Below are 20,387 nucleotides of genomic sequence, written 5' to 3'. Positions count from 1 at the left end.
GATCCATGCAAAGTAATCCATTACCGTCTGAAACTGCTGAAATACTCTTGGCGCAGCCCAGGGGATTTTGTGCCGGTGTTGATCGAGCAATTAACATCGTCAATGAGGCCCTCAGTCGCTTTGGCGCCCCGATTTATGTGCGTCACGAAATCGTCCATAACAAATATGTGGTTGATGAATTGCGCGCGAAGGGTGCGATTTTTGTGGATGAGATTGATGAAATTCCACGTGGAGCGATTGTGATCTACAGTGCTCATGGGGTTTCCCAGCAAGTGCGTCAAGATGCTGCCGAGCGAGGCTTGCAAGTGTATGACGCAACTTGTCCCTTGGTCACCAAAGTGCATGTTGAGGTAGTGAAGTTGTGCAAAGACGGGTTTACGGTATTCATGATTGGTCATGCTGGCCATCCAGAGGTTGAGGGAACCATGGGGCAGGTCGAGAGCGGCATCTTCCTGATTGAGAATTTGGATGATGTAGAAAAACTCAATTTTTCAGCCGATGAGCGTTTGGCATTTGTGACCCAAACGACTCTATCGGTCGATGAAACGAAAGAAATTGTGAATGCGCTCACCAAAAAATTCCCTAAAATTATTCAACCGAAGAAGCAGGACATTTGTTACGCCACTCAAAATCGACAAGATGCCGTGAAATTTATGGCGCCCCAAGTTCAATTGGTGATTGTCGTGGGAAGTCAGGCGAGCTCGAACTCTAATCGCCTGCGCGAATTAGCTGAAAAATTAGGCGTACCGGCCTACATGGTCGATGCTCCGGATCAACTTCGCCCCGAATGGTTTGAAGGCAAGAAGCGAGTTGGTTTAACCGCAGGCGCATCAGCGCCAGAGAGTCTTGCACAAGCGATTGTGGCTCGTATTCAAGAGTTTGGCCCACGTCAAATTCGATCTTTGGATGGGGTTGTGGAGGATGTTACTTTCTCTTTACCAAAAAATCTGACGCATCCCGTTTAATTCTGATGACTATTTAACTTGGAGGATTTGCCCATGAAACCATATCAAAGGATGTTTTCATATAGCGTACTTTCGCTCGCGACATTTGGATTGTTAGTGGCTTGTGGAGGCAAGGCTAACGATGGTGAGGTGAAGATCGGTCATGTGGCTCCACTGACTGGATCGATTGCTCATATGGGTAAGCAAAATGAAAACGGTGCTGTTCTAGCAGTTGAGGAAATTAACAAAGCAGGCCTAACAATAAATGGCAAGAAGGTGGTGCTGAAGTTAGTTCCAGAAGATGACGCAGCGGACCCTAAAACAGCCACTCAAGTTGCTCAAAAATTAGTTGATGCAAAAGTTGTCGCAGTGGTAGGTCACTTAAATTCCGGGACTACGATCCCCGCTTCAAAGATTTACCATGATGCTGGTATCACTCAAATTTCTCCATCGGCAACCAACCCTGAATACACCAAGCAGGGCTTCAAAACCGCTTTTCGTCTAGTGGCCACCGATGCGCAACAGGGCCCGGCTCTAGCTGATTATGTGGCTAAGAACTTAAAAGCAAAAGTGGTGGCAATCATTGATGACTCGACCCAATATGGCAAGGGCCTTGCAGACGAGTTTGAGAAAACAGTCAAGGCAGCTGGTATCAAGGTATTGCCCCGCGAGGCCACTAATGACAAGGCAACTGACTTTAAGGCCATTCTCACCAAAGTGAAGGCCGGTAAGCCAGATGTCATTATGTATGGTGGAATGGATGCCACGGGCGGTCCCTTAGCCAAGCAGGCCAAGGAATTAGGAATCAAAGCGAAGATCGTGGGCGGAGATGGAATTTGTACTGATAAATTAGCTGAGCTGGCTGGCGACGCAATTAACAATGTGGTTTGTTCAGAAGCAGCTATGGCTCTTGTAAAAATGGAAGCAGGCCCAGAGTTCCAGAAAAAGTATAAAGAGCGCTTCAATATTGATGTCGATATCTATGCACCATTTTCCTATGATGCGGTTTATGTGATTGTGGATGCTATGAAACGTGCTAACTCAGTTGAGCCAGCCAAGATCTTAGCCGCGATGCCTCAAACACAAGTAAAGGGTTTGATTGGCAATATTGCGTTTAATGATCAAGGTGATCTCAAGGAGAGCATGATCACCTTATACGACTACAAGGATAAGAAGAAGTCAGTCCTCGAAATTATTAAGATTCAGTAATTCAATAAGCACCCACCGCGGTGCTTATTTTTTTATAGACTAATTGTCGATGGATATTCTGCTACAGCAGATTTTGAATGGCTTGGTACTGGGTAGTATCTATGCCTTGATTGCATTGGGCTATACCATGGTCTATGGGATCTTAGGAATCATTAACTTTGCCCATGGTGAGGTTCTAATGATTGGCGCAATGGTATCCCTCACTCTTATTACGCTGATCACGCAATTACCCCTGGGTTTGCCACCATGGGCATTACTGGTTTTAGTTTTGTTGATGACCATGTCTGCGTGTGCGTTGGTCAGCTATTTGATTGAGCGTTTTGCCTACCGACCTTTACGTCAAGCACCACGTTTGGCACCATTAATTTCTGCGATTGGCGTCTCGGTTTTATTGCAAACCTTGGCCATGATCATCTGGTCTCGCAATCCCATGACTTATCCTCAGTTATTGCCTTCAACACCCATCGATGTCTTTGGTTCAGGAGCAACCATCACTGGCAAAGAAATCGTGATTATTGTTACTTCCTTTTCGGTCATGGCTTTATTGCTCTTGATTGTGCAAAAGACCAAGCTTGGACGGGCGATGCGCGCAACGGCTGAGCAACCCAATGTGGCTGCGCTGATGGGCGTCAATCCCAACCGGGTCATTTCGATCACGTTTATGTTGGGAGGTGCACTGGCAGCCCTTGCCGGGATCATGATGGCCACCAACTACGGCAATGTGCATTTCTCAATGGGATTTATTCCCGGATTAAAAGCCTTTACAGCCGCAGTGCTGGGAGGCATCGGCAATATTCAGGGGGCGATGTTAGGTGGACTGTTGCTTGGTCTGATTGAGGCGATTGGGGCTGGTTACATTAGCGATTGGACTGGTGGTCTCTTGGGGTCGAACTATCAAGATATTTTTGCCTTCATGGTATTGATCTTAGTGTTGGTATTTAGGCCTCGCGGTTTATTGGGCGAGCGAGTATCGGATCGTGCTTAAACAACTTTTTTATCGCACATCTCGTCGTGATCAACAACGATTTTGGATCGTCAGTGCGATCGTATTATTAGCGCTACCATGGATTGTCGGCTCGGTTGGTGGCAACTACTGGGTTCGCGTTCTGGATTTTGCCTTGCTCTACGTCGTTCTCGTATTAGGTCTCAACGTAGTGATTGGTTTTGCGGGCTTACTTGATTTGGGCTATATCGCTTTTTATGCAGTGGGTGCCTATAGTTATGCTTTACTCGCATCACCCCATCTCACTACTCAATTTCCTGCGATTGCCGCTGTTTTTCCTGCAGGGCTTCATTTTCCATTGTGGGGCGCGCTCATCCTCTCTTTTGGATTGGCTGCCATCTTTGGGGTACTTCTTGGATTTCCAACGCTAAAGTTACGCGGCGATTATTTAGCGATTGTGACCTTAGGCTTTGGTGAGATTATTCGGATCTTCTTAAATAACCTTGATCGCCCCCTGAATTTAACAAATGGGCCTAAAGGGATTGGCAGTATTCAGCCAATCGAGCTCTTTGGTTTCAATCTGTCAAAGCCAATGAGTATCTGGGGTCTAGAGATTCCCTCGCTCTATCTACTCTTCTATTTTTTCTTAATCCTTGCCGTTCTAGTCGCCATTGTCTGCTCACGTTTAGAGCATTCCCGAATTGGCCGGGCGTGGGTGGCGATTCGGGAGGATGAAATAGCCGCCGAGGCGATGGGGATTGAGACGCGTAATATGAAGTTATTGGCGTTTGCGATTGGCGCAAGTTTTGCAGGTGCCGCAGGGGTATTGTTTGCCGCCTTTCAAGGCTTTGTATCACCCGAGTCCTTCACTTTATGGGAGTCGATTGTGGTTCTGGCCATGGTAGTGATGGGCGGGATGGGTCATATTCCCGGAGTGATTCTCGGAGCGGTCTTGCTCGCAGTTTTTCCTGAGCTGTTACGAAGTATTGCAGCCCCGATTCAGCAATTTGTCTTTGGGTCGGTCTTGGTTGATACCGAAATTATTCGTCAGTTACTTTATGGCTTGGCGCTGATCCTCATCATGCTCTACCGACCCAATGGGATTTGGCAAAAACCGGATGCTTTGAAAGCCACAAACGGATGAGCGATCTCTTAAAAATTTCTGGAGTATCCAAGCGCTTTGGAGGCATTCAGGCGCTTGATGATGTCGCTATTCATGTGCGGGAGGGCACAATTGCAGGGCTTATTGGGCCAAATGGCGCTGGCAAGACCACTTTCTTTAATGTGATTACTGGTTTATATCCAGCCGATCAGGGTACGTTTGAGCTCCAGGGTCGGCCGTATTCCCCTCATTCGGTATCTCAGGTCACCCAAGCGGGTATTGCTAGAACCTTTCAAAACATTCGCTTATTTAAAGAGATGACCGCACTAGAGAACGTTATGGTGGGATGCCATTGCCGCTCATCCATTGGTATGTGGGGCGCTATCCTGGGTACGCAAGCCAATCGACGGGAAGAGCGCGATATCCGTGAAAAATCGCTTGCCTTGCTTGCGTATGTTGGCTTGCAAGACTATGCGCGACATAAGGCTAAAAATTTATCTTATGGCTATCAAAGGCGTCTTGAAATTGCCCGTGCCTTAGCCACCGAACCGATTCTATTAGCTCTTGATGAGCCAGCCGCGGGGATGAATGCAAGCGAGAAGCTGGAATTAAAAGAATTAATTCTAAAGATCCGCGCTGATGGCAAAACAATTTTGCTCATTGAGCACGATGTGCATCTCGTGATGAGTCTTTGTGATCATTTGACGGTACTTGATTATGGCAAGGTGATTGCCGATGGATTGCCTGATGCAGTACGCAGTCACCGAGAGGTGATCCGAGCTTACTTGGGCGGGGCGGCAGCATGAGTGCCACACCTCTTTTAGAGATTAAAAATCTAAAGTTATCGTATGGCGGAATTGCTGCCGTTAAGGGCATTGATTTTTATATCAACACTGGAGAGTTGGTCACATTGATCGGGGCAAATGGCGCGGGTAAAACAACGTCGTTAAAAGTTATCGCAGGTCTTCTAAAGCCAAGCGCTGGATCGATTCAATTCTTAGGGCATGCCATTGGTGGCAAGCCGGCCTATGAGTTGGCCGCGCTTGGGATTGGCTTGGTTCCAGAGGGCAGGGGAGTGTTTGCCAGGATGACCATATTGGAGAACCTGCAAATGGGTGCGTACATCCGACAGGGTTCTCAGTCATCTAAGAGTATTGATCACGACCTTGAGATGGTGCTTACAACCTTTCCACGCCTGCGCGAACGTTTGTTCCAATTGGCCGGTACCCTCTCTGGTGGGGAGCAGCAAATGGTGGCGATTGCTCGGGCTATGATGGCTAAGCCAAAGCTTCTCTTGCTCGATGAGCCCTCGATGGGTCTGGCACCACTCATGGTGGAAACCATTTTTGAGGTGATTCAAAACCTCAATCAACAGGGTATGACGATTTTGCTCGTCGAGCAAAATGCTCGCTTGGCCTTATCCATGGCAGACCGTGCGTATGTGATGGAGAGTGGGGCCATTACCCTATCGGGATCGGCCAATCAGTTATTCAATGACGACCGGGTACGGGAAGCGTATTTGGGTGCGGATCTAAAAACCAAATAGACCTAAGAAACTTAAGTCAGTTTCTTTAGCAGAACCCGCAAGGTAGCGCACATCGTGAGGATTTCCTCTTCGGTGACATTGAGTGCAGGCATAAAGCGCAATAGATCGGGTCTTGGCGAATTAATCAGTAAGCCCTCGGGCTCATGCTCCCTAGCAAGCTCGACCAAGGAGGGGCCAATATCCTTACCCAACATGAGTGCCCGAAGCAGTCCTTTACCACGCTCGCCTTTTAAGCCGAATTCAGAACAAAGTTTCAGTAATTCAGTTTGTAGGAACGCTCCTTTTTGAATCACTGAGTCCAAAAAGCCGGGCGCCAAGAGTTGTTCAATCACACTAATCCCGACCGCGGTCATTAAGGCATTGCCATTGTAAGTGCCGCCTTGATCGCCAGGTACAAAGCAGGCTACTGCATCGGCGCATAAAAGGGCCGCGAGAGGCACGCCCCCACCGATTCCTTTACCAAGGGTCATGATGTCGGGCTCAATCCCAAAATGTTGGTAGGCAAATAATTTGCCGGTTCTTCCAAAACCAGCTTGCACCTCATCAACGATGAGCAATAGATTGAGCTCTTTAGTGAGCTGGCGTAGTTCTTTCATGAAGGCGTGATCAGCAGGAATAACGCCACCTTCACCTTGGACTGGTTCTAGCATGACGGCAACCGTTTTATCGGTGATGCAGCGTTTAACCGATTCAATATCGTTGAGATCAGCCTTCGGAAAGCCTGCTACCTGGGGGGCGAATAGAGTATCCCAGCCCGGTTTGCCCGACGCACTCATCGTTGCTAAGGTCCGACCATGAAAACTGTGATCAAAAGTGATGATTTCGTAAGCACCGCCTTTATGAATCTGCCCCCATTTACGAGCAAGCTTGATGGCGCCCTCGTTGGCTTCCGCCCCACTGTTTGCAAAAAATACTTTGTTAAAGCAGCTATGGCTGGTTAGTAAATCGGATAACCGAATCATCGGTTCGTTATAGAACGCAGGGCTAGGGTTAATTAACTTCTGAGCCTGCTCGTTTAACGCAGAAACAATGCCAGGGTTGCAGTGCCCCAAGCAATTGACGGCCCATCCTTGCAGGAAGTCTAAGTAGCGCTTGCCATTTTGATCTACTAACCACGAGCCTTTACCCTCCATCATGATGATGTCCGGCCGCTTGGTGATATACATCACCGAATGGGCATCAACAGGACGGGGATCAGAAAGTTGATTCATAGCACAATCATACAAAAGATCGGTGTAAAAAGGGAATTTGCCTTCAAGTGCACAACATTAGGCATGCACTAGATCAGCTTCGCTCGTGAATGAGTCGGCATAAAACTCATCCCCGGGTAGACCGCATTGCTTAACAAAGTCCGTTTGGGCTGATTGAATCACAATCGGGGCGCCACAGGCATAGACTTGGAATGCACTGAGATCTGGAAAATCTGCCATCACGGCACGGTGAACAAAGCCTGTCCGGCCGGTCCAGTGATCCTCAGGTAAGGCGTCGGAAATAACTGGAATGTAATGGAAGCGAGGCAGGGTGCTAGCAAACTCCTGGCAAAGAGTATCCATGTAGAGATCTTTGGGGCGTCGACCGCCCCAGTAGAAATAGATCTCACGATCAATTTTCTTCTCACGCATATGTAACAGAATGGATTTGATCGGCGCAAAGCCTGTACCGGATGCTAAGAAAATAATCGGTTTCTGAGTGTCCTCACGTAAGAAAAAACTTCCTTGAGGACCTTCAAAACGCAAGATGTCCTTTTCTTTGATTGATTTGCCATCAGCTCCTTGGCCAAAGAGCGGGTCAGTAAAAAGACCGCCTGGCAGATGGCGAATGTGCAACTCGATCGGGCCCTCTTGATGTGGGGCGCTAGCAATTGAATACGCACGACGCTTATTGTCCTTGAGTAAAAACTCCAGATACTGACCTGCTAAAAACTGAAAACGTTCACTGGCAGGTAGTTGCAGTTGAAGAATTGCAACATCATTGCTTGGATATGTAATCGTCTGAATCCGACAGGGTACTTTGCGTACCGGAATGTCCCCGCCGCCCTGGATTTCGCGAACGTCAATCAGCACATTTGATTTGGGATGGGCGCAGCACAAAAGGGTCGCCCCCGCAGTCTCGTCGAGGGCACTTAGGGCGCTTTGGCTATGATCCCCATGCTCAATCCAGCCCTGTAGCACTTTGCCCTTGCATGAGCCGCAAGCACCATTTTTGCAGCCATAGGGCAGTTGAACGCCTTGGCGGATGGCCGCTTCTAAAACAGTCTCATCTGCCTCCACGGTGAATGTTCTGCCACTCTTTTTTAGTTCCACCTGGTACTGCAATTCCACTTCTCCCAATAAATCATTACGATATTCATTCTATGATGTCCAAAACTAGCCTATTTCGTCGCCCCCGCATCCTCATCATTGGATGCGGTGATATCGGCATTCGGGTTGCACAGCAGCTGCAAGGAAATGCACTTGCTCAATCGCAAGGTCGACCTAAGATCTTTGCATTAAGCAGTAGCCCTGGGCGTTTTACCGAACTTCGAAAGCATGGCATCACACCAATTGAAGGAAACCTAGACCACCCTGCGACTTTATGGCGAATTGCCCATTTAGCAACAACGGTCATTCATTTAGCACCACCAGCGCAAGATGGTGAGTACGATCAACGCACCCGCAATCTAGTTCAAATTTTATCCCAGCAGGGGCGATCTGTCAGACGCTTGGTTTATATCAGCACGACCGGGGTATACGGTAATCGCAATGGCGATTTTGTAGATGAGACCAGTCAATTGCAGCCCACCAGCCCGAGGGCGAAGCGACGCGTGGATGCAGAACAAACACTTCGCTTTTGGGCGGCCTCGCAAGGCGTTGCATTAACTATTTTGCGCGTACCCGGAATTTATGGACCCAATCGCTTACCGATTGAGCGCTTGAAAAACCAAACGCCTGCTTTGCAAGAGCCGTTTGATGCGTATTCGAACCATATTCATGCAGATGATCTTGCTCGACTCATTTGTGCAGCCTTGTTTATCGGTAAACCACAGCGTGTGATCAATGCATGCGATGGTAGCGAGCAAAAAATGGGCGATTACTTTGATGAGGTCGCTAGTGCACTGGGTTTGCCGAAGCCACCGCGATTACCGCCCGATGAGGTTCGCTCTCAGGTGGGTCCCATGATGTGGTCATTCATGGCTGAGTCACGGCGAGTGCGTAATCAACGATTAAGGGAACTAAAGCGCCCCTTGAAATTCCCTCAGGTCAAAGACTATCTAAAAACTTTGTAATTATTTCCAGCTGTCTTTGAGACCAACGCTGCGATTAAAGACTAACTTTCCTGGAGCGCTATCTTTGCGATCAACCACAAAGTAGCCGTGCCGCTCAAATTGAAAACGATCTTCCGGTTTGGCGCTCTGCATACTGGGTTCTACATAAGCCTGAATCACCTTTTTGGAATTCGGATTAATAAAGCTCAGAAAATCATTGTCACCACTATCAGGGTGCGGATCCGTAAATAAATGCTCGTAAAGACGAATCTCAACAGGCAAGGCTTCCGCAGCATTAATCCAATGTATGTTTCCCTTTACCTTATAGTTATTAGAGTCTGGCGTACCACTTTTGCTATCTGGGAAATAGCGCGCATGAACCTCGGTGACTTTACCCTGGTCATCAAGTTTGACGCCAGTGCACTCGATGACGAATCCATGACGTAAGCGTACGCGCCCACCAGCCCCTCCGTCTTTGGGTGGGAACAGACGGAAAAATCCTTTTTCAGGATTCATTTGAAAATCATCAGCCTCAATCCAAAGCTCACGTCCAAAATGAAATTCGCGTTTGCCCCATTCCGGATGGTGCGGATGTTTGGGGGCAGAACAGGGTTCTTTTGCACCGTCCTCATAGTTTTCAATCACAAGCTTCAGCGGAGCGAGTACCGCACTGGCACGAGGGGCGCGCGCATCTAAATCATCGCGTAAGGCTTGCTCGAGGACACTCATGTCAATCCAGCTATCGGCTTTGGATACGCCAATTCGTTCGCAAAATAAACGAATACTCTCTGGTGTGTAACCGCGACGGCGGATTCCGGCGATGGTTGGCATACGAGGATCGTCCCAGCCGTCAACGCGTTCTTCCTCGACGAGTTGCAGGAGTTTACGCTTACTTGTAATAGTGTAGGTCAGATTGAGTCTGGCAAATTCGTATTGATGGGGTAAGGGGCCTTTAAAAACCCCGCACTCTTTAAGACTGTTGAGAATCCAGTCATAGAGCGGACGGTTGTTTTCAAACTCGAGGGTACAAATCGAGTGCGATACGTTTTCAAGAGCGTCCGAAATGCAATGGGTGAAGTCATACAAAGGGTAAATGCACCATTGATCGCCAGTGCGATGATGATGGGCATGGCGAATACGATAAATGACTGGATCGCGCATTACGATATTAGGGTGAGTCATATCAATTTTTAGACGCACGACATGACTACCATCGGGGAACTCGCCAGCACGCATTTTTTCCAAAAGTACGATGTTCTCGTCAGCCGAGCGATCTCGATAGGGGCTATTGACCCCCGGCGTGGAAAAGTTGCCGCGATTACGATGAATTTCCTCTGCGCTTTGACTATCGACGTATGCTTTGTCGTGACGCATTAGGATTTGCGCAAACTCGTAGAGGCGTTCAAAGTAATCACTGGCGTAATAAAGGTGTTCATCGCCCTGATGATGCCAGTCAAACCCTAACCAACGTACCGCATCTAAGATGCTATCGACATACTCCACATCCTCTTTGGTTGGATTGGTATCGTCAAGTCGCATATGGCAACGACCACCCGATGGCAAAGTGTCATAGTCTCTTGCCAAGCCATAATTGAGGCAAATACTCTTGGCATGTCCGATATGCAAGTAGCCGTTAGGCTCTGGTGGAAAGCGAGTGATCACGGCTGGTAGGGCCTTGCCATGCGCATCAACGCGATTGACATAGATACCTTTGGCTAAATCATGATCAATGATTTGCCGTAAGAAATTGGACGGCTCGACTGGGTTTGCAGATGGCATGGACATCCCAGTATTGTAGAGAAGACTGCTCGAGTGGTTCTAGAAGCAAAAAATAAGGCCCGCAACAGCGGGCCAGATAGACAAAACAATATAAATCTTAGGAAAGTCTTATAACTCTTCAGTAAATACTTCTTCACGACTCTTTTTAATAGCTGGAAGAGTAACGATAATTAGCAAAAGAGCAGCTGCAATTAAAAGGCTCAAAGAGAGTGGGCGGGTGACAAAGGTTGTGAAATCACCCCTTGAAAGGAGGAGGGCGCGACGAAAGTTTTCTTCCATCATGGGGCCCAATACAAAGCCTAGTAGTAGGGGGGCGGGTTCACAACCAAATTTAAAGAACATATACCCAATCACACCAAAGCTTGCTGTAATGAAAATATCAAAGATCGAGTTATTAACCGTATAGACCCCGATACAACAGAAGACCAGAATCGCGGGATAAAGCATGCGATACGGAATTTTTAGCAGCTTGACCCAAATACCAATTAGAGGCAGGTTCAGCAAAATCAACATAATATTACCGATCCACATCGACGCAATTAGACCCCAGAAGAGGGTGGGGTTGCTAGACATGACCTGGGGCCCCGGTTGAATGTTATGAATTGTCATCGCGCCAACCATCAAAGCCATAACCGCGTTTGGTGGAATACCAAGAGTCAGCAAGGGGATGAATGAGGTTTGTGCAGCCGCATTGTTAGCCGCCTCTGGACCAGCCACGCCTTCAATAGCGCCCTTACCAAACTCTTCACTGTGCTTTGAAGATTTTTTCTCAACGGTGTATGCACCAAAAGCGGCAAGGGCAGCACCGCCACCGGGCAAGATGCCGAGTAGCGAGCCAATCGTTGTGCCCCGCAAAATCGATGGAACCATGCGTTTGATATCGGACCAGGCTGGAATTAGAGTTGTGACCTTATTGAGGAATGATTCACCAGAGCCCTTCTTCTCTAAGTTCAGCATAATCTCGGCGAAGCCAAAAACGCCCATAGCAACCGAAACGAAACCGATACCATCGGTCAGTTGAGGAATGTCAAAAGAGTACCGAGCAACGCCTGAGTTCACATCGGTACCAATGAGGCCCAGTAGTAGGCCCAATAAGATCATGCCAACCGCTTTAATAAGGGAGCCAGAGGCTAGCACGACAGCACCAATTAATCCAAGAACCATTAGAGAAAAGTATTCGGCAGGACCAAATTTAAATGCAACTTCTGCCAGGGGCGCAGCAAAGCCAGCCAAAATCAAAGTAGCGACGCAACCAGCAAAAAATGAACCCATGCCCGCAGTAAATAGCGCCACACCACCGCGGCCGCGTTTAGCCATTTGGTAGCCATCAATAGCAGTCACCACAGAGGATGTTTCGCCGGGGATGTTGAGCAAGATCGCCGTGGTTGACCCCCCATATTGCGAACCGTAGTAAATACCAGCCAGCATAATGAGCGCAGCAATTGGAGGCAGAGCGTAGGTTGCAGGCAAAAGCATGGCAATCGTTGCAATCGGGCCAAGCCCAGGTAAAACACCGATTAGAGTGCCAAGTAAGCATCCAATAAAGCAATACATCAGATTCTGCATCGTAAATGCAGTCTCAAAGCCCAATGAAAGATTATTTAATAATTCCATTTGTTATTCCGTTCAATGGGGTTATTCAAGGAAAGTTGGGAGCAAGGGAAATTGAAGGTTCAATCCTTGTACAAATGCCAAGTAAGTGAAAGTTACCAAGAAAATTGCATTTAGCACGGTACTTTTCCAAGTAAATTCATGACTTGCGCTAGCAGAAATGAGTACTAAGATAAAAATGGACAACATAAAACCGAGCGTTGGTAATAGCAGTCCATAAAGCACTACCGATCCTGCAATCCAAATAACAATTTTCCAGTTCCAGCCACCAATTTCTTCCTTAGTATTTTTGGATGACATCGATTTTAGGAGCACAAAAAAGCCGAGTGCAGTCAGAAGGGCGCCTAACCAGAAAGGGAAGTAACCCGGACCCATTTTGGCAGCAGTACCCATTTTGTAGCTCAAGGCATTTAACGCAAAAAATAGACCAAAGACCATGTACATGATCCCGGCGCCAAAATCCTTTTTATTGCGAATATTCAAAATCTGTCTCCTTTGTAGCAATCGCTGCTTTTTCTTAAAGGGCTATTTTTAGTCGATTTGTGATTGTAAGGGAATGAGTATGGGTATATTTAAGGGTTTGCCCTAATTCTGTGCCAATGCGATAATTCTGCGGATGAAAGTCTCCGAAATCCGCCAAGCCTTCCTTGATTATTTCGCTTCCAAAGGTCACCAAATTGTGGCTTCGAGCCCCGTGGTTCCTGGTGATGATCCCACTTTGCTATTTACCAATGCTGGAATGAACCAGTTCAAGGATGTCTTTTTGGGGTTTGACAAGCGACCATATCAGCGCGCTACAACCGCTCAAAAGTGCATTCGAGCTGGTGGTAAACACAACGACCTTGATAACGTTGGGTATACCGCTCGTCACCATACCTTCTTTGAGATGCTCGGTAATTTTTCGTTTGGAGATTACTTCAAAGAGGATGCGATTCAATTCGCTTGGGAGCTCCTAACCCAGGTTTTTAAGTTACCCAAAGATAAGTTATGGGTCACCGTCTATGCCGAGGATGATGAAGCCTACGATATTTGGGAGAAAAAAATTGGCGTACCGAAAGAGCGTATCGTGCGCATTGGCGACAACAAGGGCGCTCGGTATGCCTCTGACAACTTTTGGATGATGGGCGACACCGGGCCATGTGGACCGTGCACTGAAATCTTTTATGACCATGGTCCAGAAATTGCTGGCGGCCCTCCGGGTAGTCCTGATGAAGATGGTGATCGTTTCATTGAGATCTGGAACAACGTCTTTATGCAGTTCAATCGCGATGAGGCCGGTGAAATGCATCCCTTGCCTAAGCCTAGTGTTGATACTGGTATGGGCTTGGAGCGAATTGCTGCTGTTTTGCAGCATGTGCACTCCAACTATGAAATCGATTTATTTGTTCATCTTCTGCAAGCCGCAAAAGATGCGGTTGATCGTGCCGGAGCCACCGGTTGTGATTTAGATAGCCCATCGCTGAAAGTCATAGCGGATCATATTCGTGCCTGCAGTTTTATTGTGGTCGATGGAGTGATTCCAGGTAATGCGGGGCGCGGTTATGTATTGCGGCGTATTGCGCGACGCGCTATCCGTCATGGGTATAAATTGGGGGCGCGGCAGGCCTTCTTTCATCAGTTAGTACCGGCTTTGGTCGCTGAAATGGGCGATGCATATCCTGAGTTACGTCAAGCGCAAGCGCGGGTCATGGATGTGCTCAAGCAAGAAGAGGAACGTTTTTTCCAGACCATTGCCAATGGCATGGAGATTCTAGAATCTGCGCTTCAAAATAATCAATCTGTTCTAGATGGAGAAACCGCGTTTCGTCTGCACGATACATTTGGGTTTCCCCTTGATCTTACGGCTGATGTCTGTCGTGAGCGCGGAGTCGGTGTCGATTCAGCTGGCTTCGAAGCAGCCATGCAACGCCAACGCGATCAAGCAAGGGCTGCCGGTAAATTTAAGATGGCACAAGGCTTGGATTATCGGGGCGAGCCTACCCAGTTCTTGGGCTACGAGCAAGTGTTGATTGAGGATGCTCGCATCACCGCTTTGTATCGTGACGGTAGCCCCGTCGACTCGATTCGGCCCGGTGAAAGTGCAGTCGTAGTTCTGAATCGCACCCCGTTTTACGCAGAGTCTGGTGGTCAAGTCGGCGATCGTGGCGAGTTACGAACTGAGCAATCGCAATTCATCGTGGCGGACACTTTTAAGATTCAGGCCGATGTCTTTGGACATCAAGGTGAACTTCAAGAGGGCGAGTTAAGGGTTGGAGATATGGTTGAGGCGCGTGTGGATACAAGCTTGCGTGCTAAGACGATGCGCAATCACAGCGCCACGCATTTGCTACACAAAGCCTTGCGCGAAGTACTTGGCGATCATGTGCAACAGAAGGGTTCCTTAGTCGATGCCGACAAGACTCGATTCGATTTCACTCACACTGCACCCTTGACGAAGGCTGAAATTACTCGGATTGAACAGATGGTTAATCAGGAGATTTTGACCAACACTGCAACTGCTGCCAATGTGATGGCTTTGGAGGATGCGCAAAAGACCGGAGCCATGATGCTATTTGGCGAGAAGTATGGTGAGCGTGTGCGTGTACTTGAAATTGGCTCTTCTAAAGAGTTATGCGGTGGAACCCATGTCCAGCGAACGGGTGATATTGGTAGTTTTAAGATCGTCTCTGAGGGTGGAGTGGCTGCTGGTATTCGTCGGGTTGAAGCGGTGACCGGCACGAATGTGATGGATTTTGTTCAAGGGCTTGAGTCGAAGATTCAAGAGGCGGCCCAGTTGTTAAAGACGGCTCCTCATGATCTGCCGCAACGCGTTAGTCAATTGCAAGATCAACTCAGACATGTTGAGCGTGAGCTCGAGCGCGTAAATGCAAAATTAGCTGCGAGCCAAGGCGATGATTTAGTCAATCAAGCAAAAGATCTGCAAGGCATCAAAGTGTTGGCAGCTCAATTAGATTCGGCTGATACGAAAGTATTGCGAGACACGATGGATGCTCTGAAGGCCAAATTAAAGTCAGCCGCGATTGTTTTGGCATCCGTTCAAGACGGCAAGGTAAGTCTCATTGCTGGGGTGACCAGTGATGCGACCAATCGGATCAAAGCGGGTGAGCTCGTCAATTTTGTGGCTCAACAAGTGGGCGGCAAAGGTGGCGGCAAGCCTGAAATGGCGATGGCTGGTGGTAGCGACCCAAGCGGTTTAAGTAAAGCGCTCGCTGCCGTTGACGCTTGGGTTGCCGAGCGGATTTAGCAATTCGTCGCTAAAATAGCATCAAATAGGAGAATGAGATGAGTGAAGCAGGCTCGATTGTGGTTCATCGCGAAGTGGATGCCATTGGCATGAACTGCCCTTTGCCTATTCTGCGTACCAAGAAAACCCTCGCTGAAATGCAAACCGGTGAGGTCTTAAAACTCAAGGCAACCGATTCAGGCGCAACGCATGACATCCCCGCCTTTTGCAAACAAACTGGTAATGAACTGATCGCTACAGATAACGAGGGCGATACGATGGTGTTTTACGTCAAGCGCCGCTAGGATAATCTCGTACTTCGATCCAGCATTTTTTTAGTAGCTTCTAATACTTGACTGGGCTCTAGCATGTCAAGGCACTCACTTTTGCTATTGGCGGTATCAAAGCAGCCCGCTTTTCGGCAAGGAACACAATCACCCGGGCCTTGCAAAATGCACACCTTACCGACGATTTGGGTTCGACCTCGAAGTTGATAAGGGCGCTCGCCAATGAAACCATTGGGCCAGGGCCCAAAATTGGTAGGTGGTGTAGGTCCAAACAAAGCAATGGTTGGGATTTCGCAGGCGGCAGCAAGATGCGTTACTGATGTATCAACACCAATATATAAAGCCGCACCATCTAACAAGGTTTTGACTTGGGGTAAGTTGAGCTGCCCCTTAGTGTCAATGACCAATTGGGTGACCTCGTGATCGAGCAAGGACAGAATATCTCGGTTAAGGGAGAGATCCTGCTCTGCAGGCGATGCACTTAAGACCACTTGATACTTTAAGGCCACAAGATCTTTAATTAATTGAGCCCAATACCCTAAAGGCCAGCGCTTATAGCCATTGAGCGGACCCGGATGCAAAACAATATACGGTTGACGAAGTTGGCTTTGTAACACCGGGGTAAGGGCTTCGCTGCTTGGAGGAGTCACCGAGATTGGATTTGCAAAAAGGTCGAGACCCTTAGCGCGGTAGAAAGGTTCGAGAAGCTTGAGTTTTTCAACGATGACGTGTTGCTCAAAATAATCGACTGGAACCCAATGCATACAGATGGAGCGTTTCCATGCACTTTTCTGCCGACTCTTTGGGGTATCTTGTACCACTACACCAACACGGCGAAGCGCAGCAAGGGAACCAAAAAAATAGGCTCGATCGCTAGGTTGGGTGATGATGGCTAAATCGTAACGTTGGAATAGGCGATTAAACAGTTTGAGGTATTCCCAAAGATTGGGATGTTCGGAGGTTTCAATCAGCTCATGAACTTCTGGATTGCCCTTGAGCATATCGAGCTTGCCGCGGTAACCCAAGAAATCAAATTGCGCCTTGGGCCAAATGCGACGAGCTGCTTCAATTAAAGGTGTGGTGACCAGCACATCGCCAATTTGTCGTGTGGCGATGAAGAGAACTCGGGTAGGATCGTTCATACCTGTATACCAGCCTTGGCCATAATTTTTTCGCGGACTCGCTTCGCATTCTCAGCCGCCTTGGACTGGTCGGAGATTCGATGAAATAGATGAAATACTTCGGTTGACCATGCACCAGATTGACGTCGAATACCAGCATGTTGTAGTCGAAAGACAAAATCAGCATCTTCGTGACCCCAGCCAATCATAGACTCATCAAAACCACTAATCGTCAGCGCATCCTCTTTCCAGCAAGCCATATTGCAACCTTTAATGCGGCGCCAAACAAATTTTTGATAAACGCGCCACGCCCCCGGACCCAGCTTCAGTACGATGGGCCAGAACTTATTAATTCCACCATTTAAGCGATAGCTAATTAAATTGCTTTTGAAAGCTGCGAAGTTCCACCGCGGCCAACTTAGGATCTTTTGGGTTAATGATTCGCTTAGAAGTACGCGACTGCCGGTCACCATCATTTGAGGCTTAGCAAGCTGACGGTGGCGCTTCACAAAATCAGGTTGCACAATACAGTCCCCGTCTAAGAATATGAGGTATTCGCCCTGGGCAGCCAAAATGGCCTGATTGAGAATAATGGTTTTCCGAAACCCTTGATCCTCTTGCCATAAGTGTTGGATCGAGTGCTTGGAGCGCTCCTTCATGGAGCGTATTAGTGTTGCGGTTTCTGGTTTAGAGCCGTCATCAGCAATGATGATTTCAAAGTTTCGATCAGTTTGAGTTTCTAGTGATTCGAGGCAAAAGCGCAGGGCTTCTGGCCAGTTATAGGTCGCAAGTAGGATCGAGATTTTGAACATAAGCGATCCTAACCCTTTTGATTCTGAGCGCGTGCCATTTGCTGAAGTCGCCAAAGCTTCATATATCGATAATACGTGCCCTGTGCATTGGAGCACGCCAAGGAAAAGCCTTGAGGACCATCTAGAAATCCAGCTCGCAAAAAATAAGTTCGAATGAATGACCAGGCTCCGTGCAAGATAGCTTTGATAGGACTGCCGGTTTTACCTTTGGCGAATGCCTGTTGGGCGGAGTCGGTAGAGTAGCGCTCCATTTTTGCCTTGACTTGCTCGGCGTTCATGAAACTGTAATGCAGCATCTGATGCTTTAGTTTGAGAACGGGTCCCTGTGGGATTAAACGTTCATGTACTAAATCAGAGGAAAATCGTGCACTGCCCCGCTTAAAAAGGCGATCCACATAGTCGGGAGTCCAGCCAGAATGACGCATAAAGCGTCCGCAGTACCAGGATAAGCGTGGGATGGCATAGTAATCGGCATGCGGTTGATTAAGAACTGTTTTGATCTCTGCACGCAGTTCGGGGGTCAGGCGCTCGTCGGCATCAAGCGATAAGACCCAATCGCAGTTTGCTAAGTCAAGAGCCCGGTTCTTTTGGGGCCCAAAGCCGGGCCAATCGTCGGGGGAGCTTATTAGCGCCCCATGGGCTTTGGCAATCTCAAGGGTTTTGTCAGTGCTTTGGGTGTCTACCACTACAATTTGGTCAGCCAGCCCGTCTAAGGAGGTTAAACAATCCCCAAGATTGGCTTCCTCGTTCCGAGTGATGAGTATGACTGATAAGGTGGGCATAATTCATTATATGAATGCTTCAGACCGTCAAGCCCTAAATCGATTAATTGGCTATTTGCGCCCCCATATCCGCCTCATTATTGGCTCGTTAGTGGCTATGGCCTTTGTGGCGGCGTCGGAGACCTCTATTCCCGCTCTCATGAAGCCCCTTTTGGATGATGGCTTTTCGGGGAAGATGAATGATCAGCTATGGTTAGTCCCAGTCTTTCTTGTCGGTCTGGCTATTGTGCGTAGCGGAGCTCAATTTCTCTCGAACTATTTGCTAACCAAAGTCATTAGTAATATTTTGTTGAAGCTGCGCGAACAAATGTTTGCCAGACTCTTACGTGCCAAGACCGAGTATTTCCAAAAAACCACGGCCTCGAACTTAATTAATGCAGTGGTCTTCGAGGTCAATAATGTCCTATCGATTATGGGCGGTATGTTGATCAGTCTGGTGCGTGATCTGCTAACCGTGATTGGTTTGATGGGGTATTTGTTGTATTTGAACTGGCGCTTAACCTTGGTGGTCTTTGTTATTTTCCCGATCATTGCCTATGTGATGAGCAAGATCAATAAACGCTTGCGTAGCCTCAATCGTCAACAGCAGAGTATGACTAGTGAGTTAGCGTATGTAGTTGAGGAGGCCGCAGCCGGTCATAAGATAGTGAAAGTGCATGGCGGTGAAGACTATGAGATGCGTCGTTTTATGGAAAAAGCCGAGCAATTACGCAAGTTCACACTGAAGGCAGCGGTTGCCGGCGGATTAAATCAGCCGATCACTCAATTAGTTGCCTCGATGGCTTTATCGGTCGTCCTAGTCATTGCCATCATGCAATCGGCTAGCCAAGGCGTCACAGTTGGGAGCTTTGCAGCCTTTATTACCGCGATGCTGTTAATCGTATCTCCGCTCAAGCACTTAGCTGATATTAATCAGCCTTTGCAGCGGGGGCTCACCGCTGCTGAGATGATCTTTCAGTTAATTGATCAGCCGGTTGAGGAGGAGAAGGCGCAAACATCGAATCTCAAGCGGCTTGAGAAGGCTCAAGGTGAAATTAGGTTTGAAGACCTTTCTTTCTCATACAACCAAGATGAGGGTCGAAAAGATGCCTTACGTAACATCAATCTCACGGTTAAGCCGGGCGAGGTGATTGCTTTTGTGGGGCCATCCGGTGGAGGTAAATCAACGCTAGTTAATTTGTTACCACGTTTTTATCAGCCTAAATCCGGTCGGATTTTGCTCGATCAAATCCCAATTGAGGAGATTGTTTTAACGGATTTACGTAAACAAATCGCTTTTGTGAGTCAAGATGTGATTCTGTTTAATGACACGATTGCAGCTAATGTCGCGTATGGCTCGAGCACTGGTGATGATATTGATCGCGGTCGTGTGATTGAAGCGCTAGAGGCAGCTAATTTGTCCAACTTGCTCTCTGAATTACCCGATGGAATTGATACGCCAATTGGGGATAACGGCAATCGTTTATCGGGTGGTCAACGACAACGCCTTGCGATTGCGCGCGCAATCTATAAAGATGCACCTATTCTGATTCTGGATGAGGCAACCTCTGCCCTGGACTCAGAGTCTGAGCGCCAAGTGCAAGAGGCGCTCGATCGGCTGATGGCCGGTAGAACCACTTTAGTAATTGCGCATCGCTTATCAACTATCGAGCATGCTGATCATATTGCTGTACTCGACCATGGTGAGATTGTGGAATACGGTCCCCATCGGGAGCTCATTGCCAAAAACGGTTTATATGCCGGTTTGCATCGCCTGCAGTTTAGCGAGGCAAGCTAGGCAATCG

At 48.1% G+C, this 20,387-nt stretch carries 18 protein-coding genes; 10 read left to right on the top strand and 8 right to left on the bottom strand.

From position 1 onward, the window contains the following. Positions 1-5: 5 nt before the first annotated feature. The 6 genes from ispH to QUE60_RS07255 are packed head-to-tail and all read left to right on the top strand — an operon-like array spanning position 6 to position 5,744. Positions 6-965, top strand: coding sequence for a 4-hydroxy-3-methylbut-2-enyl diphosphate reductase (gene ispH, locus QUE60_RS07280; RefSeq protein WP_286226559.1), 960 nt, complete (start codon positions 6-8; stop codon positions 963-965). A gap of 33 nt (positions 966-998) precedes the next feature. Continuing rightward, the gene (locus QUE60_RS07275; protein ID WP_286226558.1) at positions 999-2,153 is read left to right on the top strand and encodes a branched-chain amino acid ABC transporter substrate-binding protein; all 1,155 of its coding nucleotides are present in this window, start codon (positions 999-1,001) and stop codon (positions 2,151-2,153) included. Between the two features lie 49 nt (positions 2,154-2,202). Then, positions 2,203-3,138: a branched-chain amino acid ABC transporter permease gene (locus QUE60_RS07270; protein WP_286226557.1), complete on the top strand. Its 936-nt coding sequence runs from the start codon at positions 2,203-2,205 to the stop codon at positions 3,136-3,138. Further along, on the top strand, positions 3,131-4,240 hold the full coding sequence (locus tag QUE60_RS07265) for an ABC transporter permease subunit (RefSeq protein WP_353506033.1): 1,110 nt from the start codon (positions 3,131-3,133) through the stop codon (positions 4,238-4,240). Before QUE60_RS07270 ends, QUE60_RS07265 begins: the two co-directional genes overlap by 8 nt. After that, positions 4,237-5,004 carry an ABC transporter ATP-binding protein gene (locus QUE60_RS07260; protein ID WP_286226556.1) on the top strand — a complete coding sequence of 256 codons (768 nt, stop codon included), beginning with the start codon at positions 4,237-4,239 and terminating at the stop codon, positions 5,002-5,004. The genes QUE60_RS07265 and QUE60_RS07260 overlap by 4 nt, the downstream gene beginning before the upstream one ends. Continuing rightward, positions 5,001-5,744: an ABC transporter ATP-binding protein gene (locus QUE60_RS07255; protein WP_286226555.1), complete on the top strand. Its 744-nt coding sequence runs from the start codon at positions 5,001-5,003 to the stop codon at positions 5,742-5,744. The genes QUE60_RS07260 and QUE60_RS07255 overlap by 4 nt, the downstream gene beginning before the upstream one ends. An 11-nt stretch (positions 5,745-5,755) precedes the next feature. On the opposite strand, the gene QUE60_RS07250 is transcribed toward QUE60_RS07255, so the two are convergent. Beyond that, positions 5,756-6,955 carry an acetylornithine transaminase gene (locus tag QUE60_RS07250; protein ID WP_286226554.1) on the bottom strand — a complete coding sequence of 400 codons (1,200 nt, stop codon included), beginning with the start codon at positions 6,953-6,955 and terminating at the stop codon, positions 5,756-5,758. Between the two features lie 57 nt (positions 6,956-7,012). Next, a complete protein-coding gene (locus QUE60_RS07245; protein ID WP_286227505.1) occupies positions 7,013-8,059 on the bottom strand; it encodes a CDP-6-deoxy-delta-3,4-glucoseen reductase in 1,047 nt (348 codons plus the stop codon). Between the two features lie 38 nt (positions 8,060-8,097). Here QUE60_RS07245 and QUE60_RS07240 point away from each other — a divergent pair, with 38 nt between their 5' ends. After that, positions 8,098-9,009, top strand: a complete 912-nt coding sequence (locus tag QUE60_RS07240) for an SDR family oxidoreductase (protein ID WP_286226553.1) — start codon at positions 8,098-8,100, stop codon at positions 9,007-9,009. On the opposite strand, the gene QUE60_RS07235 is transcribed toward QUE60_RS07240, so the two are convergent. From QUE60_RS07235 to QUE60_RS07225, 3 genes are all read right to left on the bottom strand, one after another. Beyond that, entirely contained in the window at positions 9,010-10,767 is a 1,758-nt protein-coding gene (locus QUE60_RS07235; RefSeq protein ID WP_458574810.1) for a glutamine--tRNA ligase/YqeY domain fusion protein, read from the bottom strand. 108 nt (positions 10,768-10,875) lie between these two features. Next, complete coding sequence (locus tag QUE60_RS07230; RefSeq protein WP_286226551.1) at positions 10,876-12,381, bottom strand: tripartite tricarboxylate transporter permease; 1,506 nt, start codon at positions 12,379-12,381, stop codon at positions 10,876-10,878. A 21-nt stretch (positions 12,382-12,402) separates the two neighbouring features. Then, positions 12,403-12,861 (bottom strand): tripartite tricarboxylate transporter TctB family protein, encoded by a 459-nt coding sequence (locus tag QUE60_RS07225; protein ID WP_286226550.1) that lies wholly within the window; start codon positions 12,859-12,861, stop codon positions 12,403-12,405. Between the two features lie 133 nt (positions 12,862-12,994). On the opposite strand from QUE60_RS07225, the gene alaS reads away from it, so the two are divergent. Together alaS and QUE60_RS07215 are read left to right on the top strand one after the other, a co-directional pair. Next, positions 12,995-15,622 (top strand): alanine--tRNA ligase, encoded by a 2,628-nt coding sequence (gene alaS, locus QUE60_RS07220; RefSeq protein WP_286226549.1) that lies wholly within the window; start codon positions 12,995-12,997, stop codon positions 15,620-15,622. A 56-nt stretch (positions 15,623-15,678) separates the two neighbouring features. Further along, positions 15,679-15,906: a sulfurtransferase TusA family protein gene (locus tag QUE60_RS07215; RefSeq protein WP_108509395.1), complete on the top strand. Its 228-nt coding sequence runs from the start codon at positions 15,679-15,681 to the stop codon at positions 15,904-15,906. Here QUE60_RS07215 and QUE60_RS07210 read toward each other — a convergent pair. From QUE60_RS07210 to QUE60_RS07200, 3 genes are read right to left on the bottom strand one after another with little or no spacing between them, the layout of a single operon-like run. Beyond that, positions 15,903-17,030: a glycosyltransferase family 9 protein gene (locus QUE60_RS07210; RefSeq protein ID WP_286226548.1), complete on the bottom strand. Its 1,128-nt coding sequence runs from the start codon at positions 17,028-17,030 to the stop codon at positions 15,903-15,905. The genes QUE60_RS07215 and QUE60_RS07210 overlap by 4 nt on opposite strands. After that, a complete protein-coding gene (locus tag QUE60_RS07205) occupies positions 17,027-17,821 on the bottom strand; it encodes a glycosyltransferase family 2 protein (RefSeq protein WP_286226547.1) in 795 nt (264 codons plus the stop codon). The genes QUE60_RS07210 and QUE60_RS07205 overlap by 4 nt, the downstream gene beginning before the upstream one ends. Positions 17,822-17,829: 8 nt before the next feature. Further along, positions 17,830-18,603: a glycosyltransferase family 2 protein gene (locus QUE60_RS07200; protein ID WP_286226546.1), complete on the bottom strand. Its 774-nt coding sequence runs from the start codon at positions 18,601-18,603 to the stop codon at positions 17,830-17,832. Between the two features lie 10 nt (positions 18,604-18,613). Between QUE60_RS07200 and msbA the strand changes: the two genes are divergently transcribed. Beyond that, entirely contained in the window at positions 18,614-20,380 is a 1,767-nt protein-coding gene (msbA, locus tag QUE60_RS07195) for a lipid A export permease/ATP-binding protein MsbA (protein ID WP_286226545.1), read from the top strand. The last annotated feature ends 7 nt before the right edge of the window (positions 20,381-20,387 follow it).

Source organism: Polynucleobacter sp. HIN11 (assembly GCF_030297675.1).
GTDB lineage: Bacteria > Pseudomonadota > Gammaproteobacteria > Burkholderiales > Burkholderiaceae > Polynucleobacter.
This window is presented reverse-complemented; position numbering and strand designations above follow the sequence as displayed.

Excerpts from the sequence above, each read along its gene's own strand:
- QUE60_RS07255 (WP_286226555.1), top strand. The coding sequence starts at position 5,001 with ATGAGTGCCACACCTCTTTTAGAGATTAAAAATCTAAAGTTATCGTAT.
- ispH (WP_286226559.1), top strand. The coding sequence starts at position 6 with ATGCAAAGTAATCCATTACCGTCTGAAACTGCTGAAATACTCTTGGCG.
- QUE60_RS07275 (WP_286226558.1), top strand. The coding sequence starts at position 999 with ATGAAACCATATCAAAGGATGTTTTCATATAGCGTACTTTCGCTCGCG.
- QUE60_RS07260 (WP_286226556.1), top strand. The coding sequence starts at position 4,237 with ATGAGCGATCTCTTAAAAATTTCTGGAGTATCCAAGCGCTTTGGAGGC.
- alaS (WP_286226549.1), top strand. The coding sequence starts at position 12,995 with ATGAAAGTCTCCGAAATCCGCCAAGCCTTCCTTGATTATTTCGCTTCC.
- QUE60_RS07240 (WP_286226553.1), top strand. The coding sequence starts at position 8,098 with ATGATGTCCAAAACTAGCCTATTTCGTCGCCCCCGCATCCTCATCATT.
- QUE60_RS07210 (WP_286226548.1), bottom strand. The coding sequence starts at position 17,030 with ATGAACGATCCTACCCGAGTTCTCTTCATCGCCACACGACAAATTGGC.
- QUE60_RS07200 (WP_286226546.1), bottom strand. The coding sequence starts at position 18,603 with ATGCCCACCTTATCAGTCATACTCATCACTCGGAACGAGGAAGCCAAT.
- msbA (WP_286226545.1), top strand. The coding sequence starts at position 18,614 with ATGAATGCTTCAGACCGTCAAGCCCTAAATCGATTAATTGGCTATTTG.
- QUE60_RS07230 (WP_286226551.1), bottom strand. The coding sequence starts at position 12,381 with ATGGAATTATTAAATAATCTTTCATTGGGCTTTGAGACTGCATTTACG.
- QUE60_RS07205 (WP_286226547.1), bottom strand. The coding sequence starts at position 17,821 with ATGTTCAAAATCTCGATCCTACTTGCGACCTATAACTGGCCAGAAGCC.
- QUE60_RS07250 (WP_286226554.1), bottom strand. The coding sequence starts at position 6,955 with ATGAATCAACTTTCTGATCCCCGTCCTGTTGATGCCCATTCGGTGATG.
- QUE60_RS07270 (WP_286226557.1), top strand. The coding sequence starts at position 2,203 with ATGGATATTCTGCTACAGCAGATTTTGAATGGCTTGGTACTGGGTAGT.
- QUE60_RS07235 (WP_458574810.1), bottom strand. The coding sequence starts at position 10,767 with ATGCCATCTGCAAACCCAGTCGAGCCGTCCAATTTCTTACGGCAAATC.